This window comes from Jutongia hominis (genome assembly GCF_014384965.1).
Classification (GTDB): domain Bacteria; phylum Bacillota; class Clostridia; order Lachnospirales; family Lachnospiraceae; genus Butyribacter; species Butyribacter hominis.
The window spans coordinates 192,607-209,126 of record NZ_JACRSW010000027.1 but is presented as its reverse complement, the minus strand read 5'-3'; the positions used below and the strand labels follow the sequence as shown (position 1 = coordinate 209,126).

19 protein-coding genes are annotated in these 16,520 nt (G+C 39.2%); 1 reads left to right on the top strand and 18 read right to left on the bottom strand.

Annotated features, from left to right (window positions below):
• The first annotated feature begins 54 nt into the window (after positions 1-54).
• On the top strand, positions 55-1,380 hold the full coding sequence (locus H8700_RS06450) for an MATE family efflux transporter (protein WP_249304420.1): 1,326 nt from the start codon (positions 55-57) through the stop codon (positions 1,378-1,380).
• Between the two features lie 86 nt (positions 1,381-1,466).
• Here H8700_RS06450 and H8700_RS06445 read toward each other — a convergent pair whose 3' ends face one another.
• The 18 genes from H8700_RS06445 to H8700_RS06360 form a co-directional block, all read right to left on the bottom strand.
• Positions 1,467-1,994 carry a hypothetical protein gene (locus H8700_RS06445; protein WP_249304418.1) on the bottom strand — a complete coding sequence of 176 codons (528 nt, stop codon included), beginning with the start codon at positions 1,992-1,994 and terminating at the stop codon, positions 1,467-1,469.
• 151 nt (positions 1,995-2,145) lie between these two features.
• The gene (locus H8700_RS06440) at positions 2,146-2,853 is read right to left on the bottom strand and encodes a zinc metallopeptidase (RefSeq protein ID WP_022142638.1); all 708 of its coding nucleotides are present in this window, start codon (positions 2,851-2,853) and stop codon (positions 2,146-2,148) included.
• Positions 2,854-3,086: 233 nt separating this feature from the next.
• On the bottom strand, positions 3,087-3,656 hold the full coding sequence (locus tag H8700_RS06435) for a hypothetical protein (RefSeq protein WP_249304416.1): 570 nt from the start codon (positions 3,654-3,656) through the stop codon (positions 3,087-3,089).
• Positions 3,644-4,138 carry an RNA polymerase sigma factor gene (locus H8700_RS06430; RefSeq protein ID WP_249304413.1) on the bottom strand — a complete coding sequence of 165 codons (495 nt, stop codon included), beginning with the start codon at positions 4,136-4,138 and terminating at the stop codon, positions 3,644-3,646. Before H8700_RS06430 ends, H8700_RS06435 begins: the two co-directional genes overlap by 13 nt.
• Before the next feature lie 492 nt (positions 4,139-4,630).
• A complete protein-coding gene (locus H8700_RS06420; protein ID WP_249304410.1) occupies positions 4,631-5,821 on the bottom strand; it encodes an FAD:protein FMN transferase in 1,191 nt (396 codons plus the stop codon).
• On the bottom strand, positions 5,818-5,949 hold the full coding sequence (locus H8700_RS12195) for a hypothetical protein (protein WP_283242216.1): 132 nt from the start codon (positions 5,947-5,949) through the stop codon (positions 5,818-5,820). Before H8700_RS12195 ends, H8700_RS06420 begins: the two co-directional genes overlap by 4 nt.
• Before the next feature lie 107 nt (positions 5,950-6,056).
• Positions 6,057-6,812, bottom strand: coding sequence for a tRNA (guanosine(37)-N1)-methyltransferase TrmD (trmD, locus tag H8700_RS06415; RefSeq protein WP_249304765.1), 756 nt, complete (start codon positions 6,810-6,812; stop codon positions 6,057-6,059).
• Between the two features lie 88 nt (positions 6,813-6,900).
• Positions 6,901-7,407 carry a ribosome maturation factor RimM gene (gene rimM / locus H8700_RS06410; protein ID WP_249304408.1) on the bottom strand — a complete coding sequence of 169 codons (507 nt, stop codon included), beginning with the start codon at positions 7,405-7,407 and terminating at the stop codon, positions 6,901-6,903.
• Between the two features lie 633 nt (positions 7,408-8,040).
• Positions 8,041-8,271: a KH domain-containing protein gene (locus tag H8700_RS06405; protein WP_022142630.1), complete on the bottom strand. Its 231-nt coding sequence runs from the start codon at positions 8,269-8,271 to the stop codon at positions 8,041-8,043.
• A gap of 32 nt (positions 8,272-8,303) precedes the next feature.
• Positions 8,304-8,549: a 30S ribosomal protein S16 gene (gene rpsP, locus H8700_RS06400; RefSeq protein WP_022142629.1), complete on the bottom strand. Its 246-nt coding sequence runs from the start codon at positions 8,547-8,549 to the stop codon at positions 8,304-8,306.
• A gap of 97 nt (positions 8,550-8,646) precedes the next feature.
• Positions 8,647-9,999 (bottom strand): signal recognition particle protein, encoded by a 1,353-nt coding sequence (gene ffh / locus H8700_RS06395; RefSeq protein ID WP_022142628.1) that lies wholly within the window; start codon positions 9,997-9,999, stop codon positions 8,647-8,649.
• 284 nt (positions 10,000-10,283) lie between these two features.
• Positions 10,284-10,652, bottom strand: coding sequence for a YlxM family DNA-binding protein (ylxM, locus tag H8700_RS06390; RefSeq protein WP_249304407.1), 369 nt, complete (start codon positions 10,650-10,652; stop codon positions 10,284-10,286).
• A 23-nt stretch (positions 10,653-10,675) separates the two neighbouring features.
• Positions 10,676-10,987 (bottom strand): hypothetical protein, encoded by a 312-nt coding sequence (locus tag H8700_RS06385; protein WP_249304405.1) that lies wholly within the window; start codon positions 10,985-10,987, stop codon positions 10,676-10,678.
• A gap of 146 nt (positions 10,988-11,133) precedes the next feature.
• Complete coding sequence (locus H8700_RS06380; protein WP_022142625.1) at positions 11,134-12,546, bottom strand: oxaloacetate decarboxylase subunit alpha; 1,413 nt, start codon at positions 12,544-12,546, stop codon at positions 11,134-11,136.
• 115 nt (positions 12,547-12,661) lie between these two features.
• The gene (locus tag H8700_RS06375; protein ID WP_022142624.1) at positions 12,662-13,804 is read right to left on the bottom strand and encodes a sodium ion-translocating decarboxylase subunit beta; all 1,143 of its coding nucleotides are present in this window, start codon (positions 13,802-13,804) and stop codon (positions 12,662-12,664) included.
• Positions 13,805-13,820: 16 nt separating this feature from the next.
• On the bottom strand, positions 13,821-14,183 hold the full coding sequence (locus tag H8700_RS06370) for a biotin/lipoyl-containing protein (protein ID WP_022142623.1): 363 nt from the start codon (positions 14,181-14,183) through the stop codon (positions 13,821-13,823).
• Positions 14,184-14,255: 72 nt separating this feature from the next.
• Complete coding sequence (locus H8700_RS06365) at positions 14,256-14,948, bottom strand: OadG family protein (RefSeq protein WP_249304403.1); 693 nt, start codon at positions 14,946-14,948, stop codon at positions 14,256-14,258.
• Positions 14,949-14,962: 14 nt separating this feature from the next.
• Positions 14,963-16,396, bottom strand: a complete 1,434-nt coding sequence (locus tag H8700_RS06360; RefSeq protein ID WP_249304401.1) for an acyl-CoA carboxylase subunit beta — start codon at positions 16,394-16,396, stop codon at positions 14,963-14,965.
• Positions 16,397-16,520 lie beyond the last annotated feature (124 nt).

Sequence of the window (16,520 nt, the reverse complement as noted above, 5' to 3'; positions counted from 1 at the left end):
TACACCATTAATAAGAAAGCGGTATCGAAAAAATACCAGATGAGGGATCATGATATGAACGAAAACTTTATGAAAACCAAACCGGTACTTCCATTGCTTTTGTCAATGTCTCTTCCTATGATGTTGTCTATGCTTGTCAATTCTCTTTACAATATCATTGACAGTTTTTTCGTAGCAAAGATCAGCGAAGATGCAATGACAGCACTTTCTTTAGTCTTTCCGGTACAGAACTTTATTAACGCTGTCAGCATCGGCTTTGGTATCGGTATCAATGCTGTAATTGCGATCTGTATGGGAGCAAATGAAGTCAAAAAAGCCCATACTGCCGCAACCATCGGACTTTTTCTTGCGATATGCCATGCGATCGTATTGACTGTCGGAAGTATTTTTCTGATGCCATCTTTTCTAAAAATGTTTACAACCAGCCAGAGTGTGCTTTCGCTTGGCATACAATATTCTAATATTGCGTTTTGCTTTACGATCGTCAGCATGACCGGTATCTCTTTTGAAAAGATCTTTCAGTCGGTCGGTAAAATGACGGTTACAATGATCAGTATGTGCTGTGGCTGTATTACCAATATTATATTAGATCCTTTTATGATCTTTGGACTCGGTCCTTTTCCTGCTATGGGTATCAAAGGTGCTGCCCTGGCAACCGGTATCGGACAGACCGTAACATTAGTGATCTATCTTCTTATCTTTATACTCCGCCCATTGTCTGTCCATATCCATCCAAAATATTGGAAAGCAGATAAAAAAACAATTGGCAAATTATATGCGATCGGTATTCCTGCCACATTAAACATGGCACTGCCTTCGTTATTGATCTCTTTATTAAATGCGATCCTTGCTGCCTATTCCGAGGTTTATATTCTGGTACTCGGAATCTATTATAAATTACAGACTTTTTTATATCTTCCGGCAAACGGGATCATTCAGGGAATGCGCCCTGTGATCGGCTTTAATTATGGAGCAAAAGAGCACAAACGTGTACAGCAGATCTACCGGATCGTTCTGATCATGAATGGTATGATCATGCTTTTTGGTACGGTCATCTGTCTTGTGATTCCGGACCGTCTGATCGGTCTTTTTACAACAAACCCGGATACGATCCGTATCGGGCAGACTGCACTTCGTATCATCAGTCTCGGTTTTCTCTTTTCTACTTTTTCGATCACCGCATCCGGTGCATTAGAAGGATTAGGAAAAGGGATACAATCTCTGATCATATCCCTTTGCCGTTATCTTCTTTTTATCATTCCGGCAGCTTTTATCCTGTCACATCTGTTTGGAGCCGTTGGTGTATGGCATGCGTTCTGGATTGCGGAACTTTTCACTGCATTTGTTGCGATCGCTTTGCGTCATGCGATCCATGAATAAAAATACATCATCCACAATCCTTTTGGAAACATTGCCATGTGATCGTTGCATAGCACATCAAAAGCCCATGCTCCTTTTCCGGCATTCTACACAACGTTTCTATTGATCAATATAAACGCATAAAAAAGTGCAAAGCCAGCGCTTTGCACTCCAAGAATTGCTAAAGCAATTCTTGTTGATATACCACTACTGTACGAGCATTTTCCTATTCCATAAAAAAGTGCAAAGCCAGCGCTTTGCACTCCAAGAATTGCTAAAGCAATTCTTGTTGATATACCGCTACTGTATGAGCATTTTCCTATTCCATAAAAAAGTGCAAAGCCAGCGCTTTGCACTCCAAGAATTGCTAAAGCAATTCTTGTTGATATACCACTACTGTACGAGCATTTTCCTATTCCATAAAAAAGTGCAAAGCCAGCGCTTTGCACTCCAAGAATTGCTAAAGCAATTCTTGTTGATATACCGCTACTGTATGAGCATTTTCCTATTCCATAAAAAAGTGCAAAGCCAGCGCTTTGCACTCCAAGAATTGCTAAAGCAATTCTTGTTGATATACCACTACTGTACGAGCATTTTCCTATTCCATAAAAAAGTGCAAAGCCAGCGCTTTGCACTCCAAGAATTGCTAAAGCAATTCTTGTTGATATACCACTACTGTATGAGCAATTTCCTATTCCATAAAAAAGCCTGTCATATAGAAATCACACAATGTAATTTCTGATATGACAGGCTTTTGTAAGCAGAACATATAACGAATTTTTTCACTTAATCATCATTAGATCTTCTCCCAAATAAAAGTACCAGTCTGAGAAGCTGTAACAATGTTGATACTGCGGCTGAAACATAAGTCATGGCTGCGGCACGCAAAACCTTTCTTGCACCTCTCCACTCTTCTTCATATAATGTACCATTGGACTCTAAGATCCGTAATGCTCTGTGGGAGGCATCAAATTCAACCGGTAATGTAACAATCTGGAACACAAAAGTAAACGCAAATAAAATAATACCGATCTGGATCATCTGAAAAGAACTCAGGATAATACCAAGTAATATCACAGGCCATGACAGTTTAGAACCGATATTCACGATCGGTACGATCGCTGTACGGATCTTGATCGGCACATAACCTTTATGGTGCTGGATCACATGACCACATTCATGTGCGGCAACTCCGACCGCCGCTACAGACGTAGCATCATAGACACTGTCTGACAGGCGGACTACTTTGTTTCTCGGATCGTAATGATCGGTCAGGTTTCCACTGATCCGCTCAATTCGAACATCGGTAATCCCTGCCTGATATAAAATCCGTTCTGCGACTTCTCTTCCTGTAATATGTCCCATTGTCCCCACACGACTGTAGCGTTGAAATGTCCGGTTGACATTTGCGGATGCAAGCATACATAATAATGCACCTGCAATGACTAAAATATACGTTGGATCAATATACGGATAATAATATCCCATTCCCATATTCTCTTCCTCCTTACACTTCTATCTGATACATTTTGATGACATCATAATAATCTTAATACCACTCATTGTATATGCTGCCCTTTCAAAATTCAATACATTCACATAATTTTCATAAAGTCTTTGCATTCCATGTCTGTATCCTGCCTGTATGCTTTCTGGTTATACTCTTTTTTATCCTGCCGGATCGTTTCGTGTATCAGATCGAACAGGGCGATCCGTTTTCTTCTTTTTTATAATTGTTCGATCGTTTGCTGTGTCAGATGCCATCCACCAGAGCGTCTTTCATATTGATAGGAAGTCCGGTCTTCATAAAGACGGATGGAAACCGAACCATATTTACAGATTGTCACAGTCTCGATCGTAATCTTTGCTTTTCTGATTCCGATAACGCTTTTACAAAGAGAACTGCTTGTAGACTTTTTCCCCTTTTGATGCAACTGATCGATCTGCTTTTTAGTCAGTCCCTGCTCCTGCCCGGCATTTTCATATAATTCTTTTTCTTCTGTCGCAGTCATTGTTTCTGTTTGCATATCCTTCTTTTGCTTTTTTTCCTGTTGTATCGTCTGTTCATAAAGCAAAGATGCTGTCGGTCTTGCATATGCGAAATAATACAATCCGGCAAGAAACAGGATCAAAGTCGTCGGAATGGCGATCATAAGAAATGTATGATGATAGACCTTATCTTCATCAAACACTCTTTTTTTCGTCTGCTCGATCAAATATGCATCCGGTACGATCTGCTTTTTTAATTGTTTCATTTCTGCAAAAAGTTTCTCCTCTTCCTTCGTTATCTTTCCCATTGTCCCTCTCCTTTCTGACGAAGCATATCACGTCCTCTTTGCAACCGCTTTCTGACAGTCGATTCTGATATCCTTAGAATGTTAGCGATCTCTTTTGTTGTCATCTCTTCCATATAATATAATACGATCACTTTGCGGTACTTCTCAGAAAGCGTATATAGCATTTCATGCAAATGTTCCGATCCGTTATCGTTTTCCTCTTTTGTTTGTTCTACCAGATAGTCGATCGTTTCTTTCTTCGTTGGCTGGTATTTTTGTTCATGATAATATTTCTTTTTGCATTGGTTTAAGACTACCCGGATCAGCCATGCTTTTAAATGTTCTTCACTTGCAAAGGTCTTCTTCGAACGAACTAACGCTAAAAATGTTTCCTGAAAGACATCTTCCGCATTTTCCTGTACCCGGTTGCAATGAATCCATGCCAGCCGCCATATTGTATCTGCATGTGTTTCTACTGCTTTTTCAACCTCGATCTTATTCAAAATCCTCACCTCACCTGTTTCTTTCTCCCACTGTATATCATTTCTCCGTAACACCCGTATTCATAGTGATAAACAGCGTTTCAAACAATCCTGTCGATGCATCTTCTTTCCCGTTCTATAAAGAACTACTTTTTCTTTGTCTGAATGTGACATTTTATTTTTCTTTTTTTATTTTTTCTGATATTCCTGTCATTTTTTCTTTCTATAATACTCTTTTTCGCATTCTATATAAAACAGAAAAAAGCGTCAAATACTGAGGTGTCCTCTCAAAACGAAATCTGACATCACATCATCCAAGGACAGCACACAATTTCTGACACTTTTTCCTACAGAATTATCCTTTCTATACTTCCCGATAATAAGGGCAGATATCTTCATATTGCCCATTTTCCGGACGGAAACCATTCCTGATCGTACCAAGCTGGATAAAACCAAGTCGTTCATACAAATGTCTTGCATGCACATTGGTTGCACTCTTTTCTTTTTGATCGATCACTTCTGTTTATATAAATATTTTGAAAACCCTTTGCTATAATGCATTTTTTCATCCTTTGTGATAAAAACAGCTTCGACACCATCTATGTTATTGATAAATGCAAGTCCTTCTTTCTTTCCCATTGCAAAGCAGGAAGTCGAAAGTCCATCTCCATCAACTGACTTTTTCGAAAGAATCGTAACCGCCATCAGATCGTTGTCATACGAATAGCCGGTTTTCGGATTCAGGATATGATGATACAAGGTACCATCCTTCGTCTTAAAATATCGTTCGTAAATGCCGGACGAAACAATTGATAATCCATCAACCGAAACCGCAGCAATCGTTTCATTCCGATCGGCAAACGGCTGTTGGATGCCAATATGAAACGGTGTTTTTGGATCTTTCTGCCCGATACATAAGACATTGCCGCCCAGATCGATCACTGCACTTTTGACACCTTTTTTTTCCAGATACGCTTTTAACTCATCCGCAATAAATCCTTTGGCAATACCGCCCAGATCGATTCCCATGCCCGGCATTTGAAAGGTCAGCTTTTGATCGTCTAATGCAATTTTCTGATAATCGACATATGCCAATGCTTTTTCTATTTTCTGTTCGTCAGGAACTGTTGGCTTTTTGACGGTAAAATCCCACAAAGAAGAAACAGGTTCGATCGCAATATCAAACCTGCCATCTGACTTTTTCGAATATTCCAAGCCTTTTTTTACAATACGCTCTAACAATGCCGAAATTTCAAATGTGATCGAACCATCCTGACAAATACTGTATTTTACCGTGTTTTCTTTTGTTTTCTTCTGCTCGATCTGCTTTACGATCGACTCGCATTGCTCTTTTGTATAAGATCGTTTCTTTGTAAAAGAATCTTTTAGATCCATTGCCCGCTCTACTACCGTAAGATATAGAGCTTCTATTTGATTGATCTGATATAATTCACTGTTTTTGGAAGTCCGGCTAAAGACCTGTTCATAATCGGCACATTTTGATACACAGGTATCTAATGTCTTTTGTGTTCCCCCCTGATACACTGTAATCGTATAGGTTGTATTAAAAGCGAATCCGCTGGTTGTAAGAGACGATGTTTCTTTTGCACAACCGGTGAATAACGAAATGATCAGGATACCTATAAGCTGCATACTGACCAGCCGATGTATTATTCTTTTTTTAATATAAAATCTGATTTTCATTTTGCTAATTCCTTTTCCTGTTTATTTCTGTCGCTTTTTCTTTCTAAGACTCCTGAAGAAATTTTTCTTTCCTGTTTATTCCTGTCGCTTTTTCTTTCTAAGACTCCTGAAGAAATTTTTCTTCCCATTTATTTCTGTTGCTTTTTCTTTCTAAGACTCCTGAAGAAATATTTCTTCCCATTTATTTCTGTTGTTTTTTCTTTCTAAGACTCCCTGAAGGAATTTCTCTTCCCATTTATTTCTGTTGCTTTTTGTCTTCTAAGATTTCTTTGACTAATTCCTGCTCTTTTGCTGTCAGATCTGCCTTTTGGATCAGATCCGGTCTTCTTTGCGCTGTTCGTATCACAGACTGCTCACGATACCATTGTGCAAGAAGTTTATGGTTTCCTGACAATAACACAGGAGGCACTTTTTTCCCATTCCATTCTTCCGGTCTGGTATATTGCGGATATTCTAACAGATCATCGGAAAAGGACTCTGTCTGGGCTGAAATATCATTATTTAATACCCCCGGAACAAGACGTGAGATCGTATCCATCATCACCAATGCCGGAAGCTCTCCACCGGTTAATACATAATCTCCGATCGATACATAATCTGTTACAATTTCTTCCAATACACGTTCATCGATTCCCTCATAATGACCACACAAAAAGACCAAATCTTCTTCGTTTGCCAGTTCTTGTGCCATTTTCTGCGAAAATGTTTCTCCCTGCGGAGAAAGATAGATCACTCTTGTCTTCTTTTCTTTCAATACATATTCCTGATCGATCGCCTGATAACAACGATAGACCGGAGCTGCCTGCATCACCATACCTGCACCGCCACCATAAGGATAATCATCTACACGATTATGCTTATTTTGTGCATAGTCCCTGATATTGACTGCATTTAGTGCAATGCGACCTGCCTTGATCGCACGTCCGGTAATGCTTACTTCCATTGCATTTTCTATCATTTCCGGGAAAAGTGTCATTACATGAAATCGCATCATTTTCTCTTTTTCCTTTCCTATGTTATTGCTCTTATACTCTGTTTTCTTCACGGATATCATTTTTATAATAAAAACTTTATCCACATTAATCAAGTAATCCTTTCATAATATGAACAATTACCTTCTTTTCTTCCACATTCACTTCTTTGACGCAGTCATCAATAACCGGAAGCAGCACTTCTTTTCCTTCATGCTGTACACTATAGACCAGATTCGCACCTGTTTCAATCACATCTTCCAGACTACCAAAAAGATTTCCGTCTTCTGTATAAACATTTGCACCGATAATATCTGCAAGATAATATTCTCCTTCTTCCAAAGGAAGTGCATTTTCACGTGTAACTAACAGATCTTTTCCTTTGTATCTCTCTATATCATTAATATTATCAATGCCCTTAAACTTCACGATCACTAAGTTTTTAAAATAACGAACATTAGAAACCTCTACTTTGATCTTCTCTTTTCCGGCATCAATATATGCTTCTTTCAAATAATCAAAACGCTTTACATCATCCGTTGTAGGAAAAATCTTAACCTCTCCACGAATACCATGTGTATTTGCAATCACTCCAACACGAAAAAAATCTTCCATATCCAAACCTCATTTCTATCCTATTCACAACACTTCCTCATTTCCCAATCAATGCCACACATAACTTTCAAGCTTGTTTCTGCTTTATTATGCTGCGTCATAGAGTTACTTCTATGTTCTGCTTCTATTTTTCTTATTGTCTTTTGAAACACTGTTTCGCCCGGTAAGGAAATTTAAGATTTTTTGCTTTTTTGCTATTGATTGTGGGCACTCTCATCTGATATAGGGGCAGGGCCAGTCCTGATGTACATTGCTGTTGGGACTCTCTAAGCCCGTCGCCACTTGCGCAGCAAAAAAAGTTTTACTTTTTGCTGCGCTATGTGTGCGCTACGTGGCTTTGCGAAGCGAGAGCGTGTCCCACACAGTAATGCTACTCAGGCTGAGTCGCCCCTATAGTTATGACCCGTGCCCACTGAGCAAAAAAGCTAAAAAATCAAATTTCCTAACCAGCCGTCGTTTCTGTTCAAAAGACAATAGGAAAATAGAAGCAGAATCGAAAATTTATTTATGGCGCAATATAATAAAACAGAAACAAGTTCATAAAAATAAGGTGCGGCATTGATTGGAAAATGTTTTGTTTTTCTTTAGAAACAAAAACGCCTATGCGTGTGGCACAGGCGTTTTGGACAGTAGCTACTGTCCAATTTCTACAACTACTTTCTTATCAGTTTTAGAAGCAGCTGCTTTTACCATTGCACGAATGGCTTTTGCAATGCGCCCCTGTTTACCGATTACTTTCCCCATATCATCGGGATCTACTTTAAGTTCTAAAATGATTTCGTTGTCTTTGTCAGTCTCTGTAACAGTGACCTCTTCCGGGTGGTCAACAAGCGACTGAGCAAGAACTTCAACTAATTCTTTCATTACCTGAAACCTCCCCACTCACAGATACGAAATTATTTTTCGATACCTGCTTCCTTTAATAATTTGCCAACTGTCTCTGTTGGTTTTGCACCATTAGCTAACCATTTCTTAGCCTTTTCTTCATCAAACTTGAAAACGCTTGGCTCCTGGTTAGGATCGTAAGTACCGATTTCTTCGATGAATCTACCATCTCTAGGTGCTCTAGCATCAGCTACAACTACTCTATAGAAAGGTGCTTTCTTCTTACCCATTCTTCTTAAACGAATCTTTACTGCCATGTCATTTCACCTCCTTAAATCTTTCTGACATCCTATCTATATCGAAATTCTTATCTTTACATTTGTAATGACAGAATCTGATAACAAATTTAAATTTTTAAAACCCAAACGGCATCTTTGGCATAGAAAATCTTCCTTTTTTCTTTCCTTTGCCACCCATCATTCCTGACATCTGCTTCATCATTTTCTTGGACTGTTCATACTGTTTCATCAATTTGTTAACTTCTGAAATATCCACTCCGGCTCCTTTTGCAATACGACGTTTGCGTGACGGATTGATAATCGCAGGATTTCCTCTTTCCTCTAATGTCATGGAATAAATGATTGCTTCGATATTCTTAAAAATACCATCGTCTATTTCTAGATCACTTGGGAGTCCCATGCCCGGAAGCATACTCAAAATACTTTGAATACCGCCAAGTTTTTTCATCTGAGCCATCTGGTCTAAGAAATCATTGAAGTCAAATTCCGCTTTACGGAACTTTTTCTCCATTTCTTTTGCTTTATCCTCATCAATCTCGGCTTCTGCTTTTTCAATCAGCGTAAGCACATCACCCATACCTAAAATACGGGATGCCATACGATCCGGATAAAACTGTTCGAGATCAGATAACTTCTCACCCATACCAATATAAAGAATCGGTCTGCCGGTTACTGCCTTGATTGACAACGCAGCACCACCACGGGTATCACCATCTAACTTCGTCAGAATCACTCCATCAATCCCAATCTTTTCATTGAATGTTGATGCTACATTTACCGCATCCTGACCGGTCATCGCATCTACTACTAAGATACTCTGGTCGATCTCAACATTTGATTTGATTTCCTGAAGTTCTTCCATCATGTCTTCATCTACATGAAGACGACCGGCAGTATCGAGAATAACAACATTATTCTTATTCTTTGCCGCATGCTCGATCGCAGCTTTTGCAATATCAACGGGTTTATGATTTATTCCCATCGAAAAAACTTCAACACCCTGCTTTTCTCCATTGATCTGCAACTGTTCAATTGCAGCCGGACGATAAATATCACAAGCAACCAATAAAGGATTTCTTCCTTTTTTCTTAAGTTTCCCTGCAATCTTTGCTGTCGTTGTTGTTTTACCTGCACCTTGAAGACCACACATTAAAATAACGGAAATCTCATTGGAAGGTTTCAGCGCGATCTCTGTCGTTTCACTTCCCATCAGATGAACCAGCTCTTCATTTACAAGCTTGATCACCATCTGACCCGGTGTCAGACTGTTTAAAACATCCTGACCTACTGCTCTTTCCTGTACTGTCTTAACAAAGTTCTTTACTACTTTAAAGTTTACATCTGCTTCTAAAAGAGCCATTTTCACTTCTTTTAGAGCTGCTTTTACATCATCTTCTGTTAAGCGACCTTTGCTTCGAAGGTTTTTAAAAACATTTTGCAGTTTTTCTGTTAAGTTATCAAATGCCATAAATACCTCCCTGTCTCTTACTGATTGATATACGTTTCATTAAAATACAATCACTTCTGCTTTATAACACAGCGATTTTTATATTCAAAAACGATATTTTAACAGCACAAGTGATAGTATAACGAACCGCCGCCAACTTGTCAAGTGTTTTTCTTGACAAAATTATTTTTTGTGATTTTTCGTGATTTTCCTTATACTTCTTATTGATCTTTAAACATTTTCATAATAGGAAGATTTTTTACAGCTCTATCTTCCTTTTTTATATCCTTTTTTGAAATATTACTTTACTCTTCTAGGATTTTTTGAAGCATTTCATTGATCTTTTCTAAATGATTGTTTTCTTTTTCTAAGGGAAGTTCCTGTAACTGTTGATGAATTTTCTTTGCTAATTTCTTTTGTTTTTCAAACTTTTCTACAAGACCAAGTCTTTCCTCATATTCCCGTAACTGTTTTGTGGATCTGCGGATCGAATCGTATACACCTTGTCGGGAAATTCCTTCTTCCTGAGCAATCTCTGTAAAATTATAATCTTCCAAAATGCATGCCTCAAACATTCTTTGCTGGTTCTCTTTTAAAAGAGCTCCATAGAAATCATATAATATAGATAGTTCTACTCTTTCCTCTATCCGGTCGTCCTTCTTATTCCCATCCATTTTGTTTAATCCTTTTCTGGTATTTAATCATTCGCTTTACGTGGATTGATCTTAAAAGAAAAATCAGGGTCATTGATATTGACACGGATCTCTTTTCCGGTATCGCAGACAATACGTGTAAAATCATTCTCGATCTGGCTGCATTTATAAACCTTACCCTTTGTAAAACCTTCTTCTGAAATATGACTTAATGCATAATTAATAAATGTATTGGATGCGATCAATGTTCCTGTTGCTTTGTTAAAACGGGAACCTTCATTATCTTTCTTAGCTCCCTCACCTGAAACGAATGCATCCGCTAATTCGTTGATCAAATTTTCTTTTATATCTTCCATTGTAATCCTCCCTTTTTTGGTAATTATCTCACTCTTGCTATCTTAACAAACAAAAGAACAGCGTGTCAAACGAAAAAAACATTTTCTGACACGCTGCCAACTTTTTTCATAATTATTCTTTTTTCTTTAGGAATTGTCCTATTTTTTTATACAGGATATGCTTTGCTTTCTGTATCTGCTACGGAAGCATCTACTTTCTGCTGCTGTGCCTCACGGTATTTGAAGAACTCTGTTGCAACCTGTGGGAATAATGCATAAGATAATACATCTTCATCCTGTTGCTTGTACTGAGCCATTTCTTTTTCAATATCAGCAAGCTGTGGCTTGATCAAATCTGCCGGACGACATGTGATTGGCTCTGCATCACCAATACATTTCTTCTGTACTTCCGGATTAAATGGTTTAACAGTCTTTCCGAATTCACCCATCAGGATCTTTTTAGACTCTTTTGTTACCATCTTATATCTCTCACCTGATACCACATTCAATACAGCCTGTGTACCTACGATCTGAGAAGAAGGTGTAACAAGTGGTGGTTCACCAAAGTCTTTACGAACTCTTGGCACTTCCTCTAATACAGCTTCATACTTATCTTCCTGTCCCATTTCCTTTAACTGGGATACAAGGTTACTAAGCATACCGCCCGGTACCTGATAACGTAATGTCTGGATATTTACACCAAGCACTTTTGTATTCATAAGACCTGACTTTAATGCTTCTTCACGCATTGGACGGAAATAATCAGCGATCTCAGCTAATTTAGTCTGATCAAGACCGGTATCATAAGGTGTTCCCTTAAATGCTTCTACCATAACTTCTGTTGCCGGCTGGCTTGTACCCATTGAGAATGGTGACATTGCTGTATCAATGATATCACAACCTGCTTCTACCGCTTTCATATAAGTCATAGAAGCAACACCGGATGTATAGTGTGTATGAAGGTCGATTGGAATATCGCAGGATTCTTTTAATGCCTGTACTAATTCTGTTGCTTTAGCAGGAACTAAAAGACCGGCCATATCTTTGATACAAAGTGACTTTGCACCCATATCTTCGATCTTTTTCGCCATATCTTTCCAATAATCCAATGTATATGCATCGCCCAATGTATAACAAAGAGCAACCTGTGCATGTCCGTTTTCTTTATTTGCAGCATTTACTGCTGTCTCTAAGTTACGGATATCATTTAAACAGTCAAAAATACGGATGATATCAATACCGTTTGCGATAGACTTCTGTACAAAATATTCTACAACATCGTCTGCATAATGGTTATATCCTAAGATATTCTGACCACGGAATAACATCTGTAATTTTGTGTTCTTAAATCCATCTCTTAACTTACGAAGTCTCTCCCATGGATCTTCTTTTAAGAAACGAAGAGAGGCATCAAATGTAGCACCACCCCAGCACTCAACGGCATGGTAACCTACTTTATCCATTTTGTCTACGATTGGAAGCATCTGCTCTGTTGTCATACGTGTAGCAATCAGAGACTGATGCGCATCACGAAGGATTGTCTCCGTGATCTTTAAAGGTTTCTTTTCTATCTCTGCCATGTTTCCTCCATTCTGCTGCCCTATGACAGCATATGATTCACAATTATTTTATTCAGCATTTTCTGCTGTTTTCAAGTACATCGGTATGTATGCTGTATATGCATACTCTTTTCTCTTATACACCAAAGATTGCCATAAATACACCGGCTGCTACTGCTGTACCGATAACACCTGCTACGTTAGGTCCCATAGCATGCATTAACAGGAAGTTGGTTGGATCTGCCTCCGAACCGACTTTCTGTGATACACGTGCTGCCATCGGCACCGCGGATACACCTGCTGAGCCGATTAATGGATTGATCTTTCCTCCGGTTACCTTGCACATAATCTTTCCGAACAGAACACCGGCTGCCGTTCCAACTGCAAAAGCAACTAAACCGAGTGCTACGATCTTTAATGTTGTCATCTTTAAGAATGCTTCTGCACTTGTAGTAGCACCAACTGATGTACCAAGTAAGATAACAACGATGTACATTAATGCATTAGAAGCCGTCTCAGCAAGCTGGTTTACATTACCTGCCTGCTTAAATAAGTTACCAAGCATCAGCATACCAACTAATGGAGCTGTTGTCGGTAAAAGAATGCACACAACAAGAGTTACGATGATAGGGAATAAGATCTTCTCTAACTGTGATACAGGGCGAAGCTGTGCCATCTTGATCTGACGTTCCTCTTTTGTTGTAAACAGTTTCATGATCGGAGGCTGAATAATAGGAACTAATGACATATAAGAATATGCCGCCACCGCAATCGGTCCCATATATTCTGTCTGTCCCAGCTTTCCACATAGGAAGATAGATGTCGGACCGTCCGCACCACCGATAATAGAAATTGCTGCTGCTGCTTTGTCATTGAATCCCATTAAAATGGCAATCAGATAAGCAGTAAAAATACCAAACTGTGCCGCTGCTCCTAAAAGGAAGCTTGCAGGGTTTGCGATCAGCGGACCGAAGTCTGTCAACGCACCTACACCTAAAAAGATCAAAGAAGGCAGGATACTCCATTCGTCCAACTGATAAAAGTAATACAATAATCCACCATTTGCGCCATCCGCAGGCTCTGCTATGATATCAGGATAAATATTTACCAAGATCATACCAAAAGCGATCGGGATAAGAAGCAATGGTTCATAATCTTTTTTAATCGCTAAGTAGAGAAAGATGCAGCCGACAATGATCATAAGATAATTGCCAAGTGTCAGATTTGCAAGAGCTGTCTGACCTGCCAGGTTCTCTAACGTGGTAATAACGTAATCCAAAGTTAGTCCCTCCTAATTAATTTAAAGATGCGAGTACTGCTCCTGCTTCTACAGAATCACCTGCTGCTACATTGATGGATGCAATTGTACCATCCTGAGGTGCAACAACTTCATTTTCCATTTTCATAGCTTCAAGGATCATGATCACATCACCCTTCTTTACAGCCTGTCCTGCACTTGCTTTTACAGATAAGATCTTGCCAGGCATTGGAGCGTTTACGGCAACGCTGCCCTGTGCGCCTGCCGGAGCTGCTGCCTTTGGAGCTGCTGCTTTCGGTGCTGCTGCTTTTGGAGCTGTAGCTGTTGTTGCTGCTCCTGTTCCTTCTTCTACTGTTACATCATATACAGTACCATTTACAGTAATTGTGTAATTTTTCATGATTTTTCCTCCATATACTCATTCATTCGTTGAGAATTTCTTCTCTCTTTGCTACTTTACTTTCCTGTCGTATTAATAACGACGAACAATAGAACGAACTACCAAACCATCTGTAGATTCGTTTTCGCTTGCTGCAGCGATCGCTGCTGTGATAACAGCAACCAGTTCCAGATCATCTGTAAGATTTTCTTCTACAACCGGTGCGGCTGCCACAACAGTTTCAACCGGCTTTTCTTCTTTCTTTTGTGCCTTGCCGATAAACTTAAAGCAACTGATGATCAAAGAAATAAAGATCAGTACCGCAAATACGATTGCCATACTCATTACCGTATTCAATCCTGCTTTACCCATTGTCTCTCCAATGGTCTTATACTCTTCTACTTTCCAGTCGCTGATCTCACCTTTTTCATCATATGTGACAGTGAAAACCAGCTTACTGCCTTTTTCTGTAGAAACAGTCTCTTTTACAGATGCTGAATCAGAAGCTGCTGAGTATTCAGTATCCTCTATCTTCTTAAAAGCACCATGCTTTTTCTGCATCTTTGTATACTCTTTGTATGATGTAACTTCATCCTCTGTCATCTGACTTTCATACTGCTTTACAGTAGATGCAAAGTCATAACCAAACCACTGAGACACAAATGTTTCAGTATTCTTTGTCAAATCAGATTCATTCAGGTTCTTGTTTACTTTTGTCAGACTGCAGCCTGCCAATAAAGCAAGACAAGAGATCATACAAAGCAATAAAGCTATTCTCTTTTTCATATGACTCTCCTTACTTAAATTGTTCCATGTTTCTTGCCAATAGGATATTCACTCTTTGTAAATAACATCTCAAATGCATAAAGAACCTGCTTTCTTGCTGCTTCCGGCTCGATCACAGAATCAATATATCCTCTTGCCGCTGCTGCCTCTGTACCGGACTGGGCTGCAAATTCAGAAGCCTTTTCATTCAGGTTGACATCCTTATCATCTGCATACATGATCTTGGCAGCTACATTGGCATCCATCATTCCGATCTGTGCTGTTGGAAGGGCAAATACCATATCTGCTCCAATATGTTTTGAATTCATTGTGATATAGGCTGAACCATATGCTTTGCCTACGATCAGATTTACTTTTGGCACATCAGCTTCCACAAATGCTGCTGTCAATTTGGCAGCTGCTGTTGCGATTGTTGTTTCTTCTTCCACTGATGTTGCATATCCTTCTACATTTGTCAAAGTAAGTACAGGAATGTTAAATGCATCACATTTCTTTACAAAGTCTGCTGCTTTCTCACAACCGGCTGTTGTAAGACGACCATCAAATTTCTCTACTTCTTTACCATTCTCATCAAAAACAGCAGTACGATTTGCGATCGCTCCAACTGTCATACCGTCAAAACATACAAAACCTGTTACCATTTCTTTTGCATATCCTGCTTTTAATTCTAAGAAGAAATTGTTGTCACTCATATCTTCCAAAGCAAGTGCAGCATCTGCTGCTTCTGCTGCGAAGTCAGGGACAAGACGGTTTAAATCATCCATACATTCATCAGAACCTGCTGTATCATTGTTGTTCTCCGGAAGAATAGAAACCAACTCACGAATCGCATTTAATACTTCTGTCTCACCTTCCAGAATAACATCTACATTTGATGCAGCCTTCTGGAAATCGGCAGATGCAGTATCTAACTTATCTGTATAGTTGCCCTCTAACGTGTTTGGTGAGCTCACAAAAAGCTTACCATTCTGTGCTTCCATAAATGTAAAGTCACTCATTGCTGTCATAACAGCCACTCCGCCACCACAGTTACCAAAAACGGCACTGATCTGTGGAACGATACCGGATGCTTTTGCTTTCATCTTGTAGATTTGTCCAAAACCCGCAAGTGCGTCCGTAGACTCCTGAAGACGCATACCTGCACAATCGATCAGCCCGATAACAGGAACTCCTGTCTTTACAGCCAACTCATATACATGTGCGATCTTCTTTGCATGCATCTCACCAATTGATCCATTCAATGATGATGCATCCTGACTATAAATATAGGCAGGTGTACCTGAAACCAAACCATAGCCGGTAATAACACCGTCTGCAGGTACTGATTTCTCTTGCATGTTGAAATCCGTACTTCTCTTTGTAATTGTTGCACCAATTTCAACAAAACTGTTTTCGTCAACTAAAGACGCAATACGGTCTCTTGCTGACAAAGCATTTGTGTTACTCATGTTCAGCCCTCCAATATAGTAGTATTTATTTGGCATAAGCCAATTTATAAAACAAATTTACACCGAGCTTATTCTATCTCTTTTGAGAAAAAATAGCAATACTTTTCTGAAAAATACTTAGGAA

What these genes read in the sequence shown, in the direction of transcription:
- H8700_RS12195 (WP_283242216.1), bottom strand. Translation starts at nt 5,949, where the DNA reads ATGGGAAGAAAAATTTCTTCAGGAGTCTTAGAAAGAAAAAGCGACAGG.
- rpsP (WP_022142629.1), bottom strand. Translation starts at nt 8,549, where the DNA reads ATGGCAGTAAAGATTCGTTTAAGAAGAATGGGTAAGAAGAAAGCACCT.
- H8700_RS06360 (WP_249304401.1), bottom strand. Translation starts at nt 16,396, where the DNA reads ATGAGTAACACAAATGCTTTGTCAGCAAGAGACCGTATTGCGTCTTTA.
- H8700_RS06380 (WP_022142625.1), bottom strand. Translation starts at nt 12,546, where the DNA reads ATGGCAGAGATAGAAAAGAAACCTTTAAAGATCACGGAGACAATCCTT.
- trmD (WP_249304765.1), bottom strand. Translation starts at nt 6,812, where the DNA reads ATGCGATTTCATGTAATGACACTTTTCCCGGAAATGATAGAAAATGCA.
- H8700_RS06420 (WP_249304410.1), bottom strand. Translation starts at nt 5,821, where the DNA reads ATGAAAATCAGATTTTATATTAAAAAAAGAATAATACATCGGCTGGTC.
- ffh (WP_022142628.1), bottom strand. Translation starts at nt 9,999, where the DNA reads ATGGCATTTGATAACTTAACAGAAAAACTGCAAAATGTTTTTAAAAAC.
- H8700_RS06435 (WP_249304416.1), bottom strand. Translation starts at nt 3,656, where the DNA reads ATGGGAAAGATAACGAAGGAAGAGGAGAAACTTTTTGCAGAAATGAAA.
- H8700_RS06450 (WP_249304420.1), top strand. Translation starts at nt 55, where the DNA reads ATGAACGAAAACTTTATGAAAACCAAACCGGTACTTCCATTGCTTTTG.
- H8700_RS06370 (WP_022142623.1), bottom strand. Translation starts at nt 14,183, where the DNA reads ATGAAAAATTACACAATTACTGTAAATGGTACTGTATATGATGTAACA.
- H8700_RS06385 (WP_249304405.1), bottom strand. Translation starts at nt 10,987, where the DNA reads ATGGAAGATATAAAAGAAAATTTGATCAACGAATTAGCGGATGCATTC.
- H8700_RS06405 (WP_022142630.1), bottom strand. Translation starts at nt 8,271, where the DNA reads ATGAAAGAATTAGTTGAAGTTCTTGCTCAGTCGCTTGTTGACCACCCG.
- rimM (WP_249304408.1), bottom strand. Translation starts at nt 7,407, where the DNA reads ATGGAAGATTTTTTTCGTGTTGGAGTGATTGCAAATACACATGGTATT.
- H8700_RS06365 (WP_249304403.1), bottom strand. Translation starts at nt 14,948, where the DNA reads ATGAAAAAGAGAATAGCTTTATTGCTTTGTATGATCTCTTGTCTTGCT.
- ylxM (WP_249304407.1), bottom strand. Translation starts at nt 10,652, where the DNA reads ATGGATGGGAATAAGAAGGACGACCGGATAGAGGAAAGAGTAGAACTA.
- H8700_RS06440 (WP_022142638.1), bottom strand. Translation starts at nt 2,853, where the DNA reads ATGGGAATGGGATATTATTATCCGTATATTGATCCAACGTATATTTTA.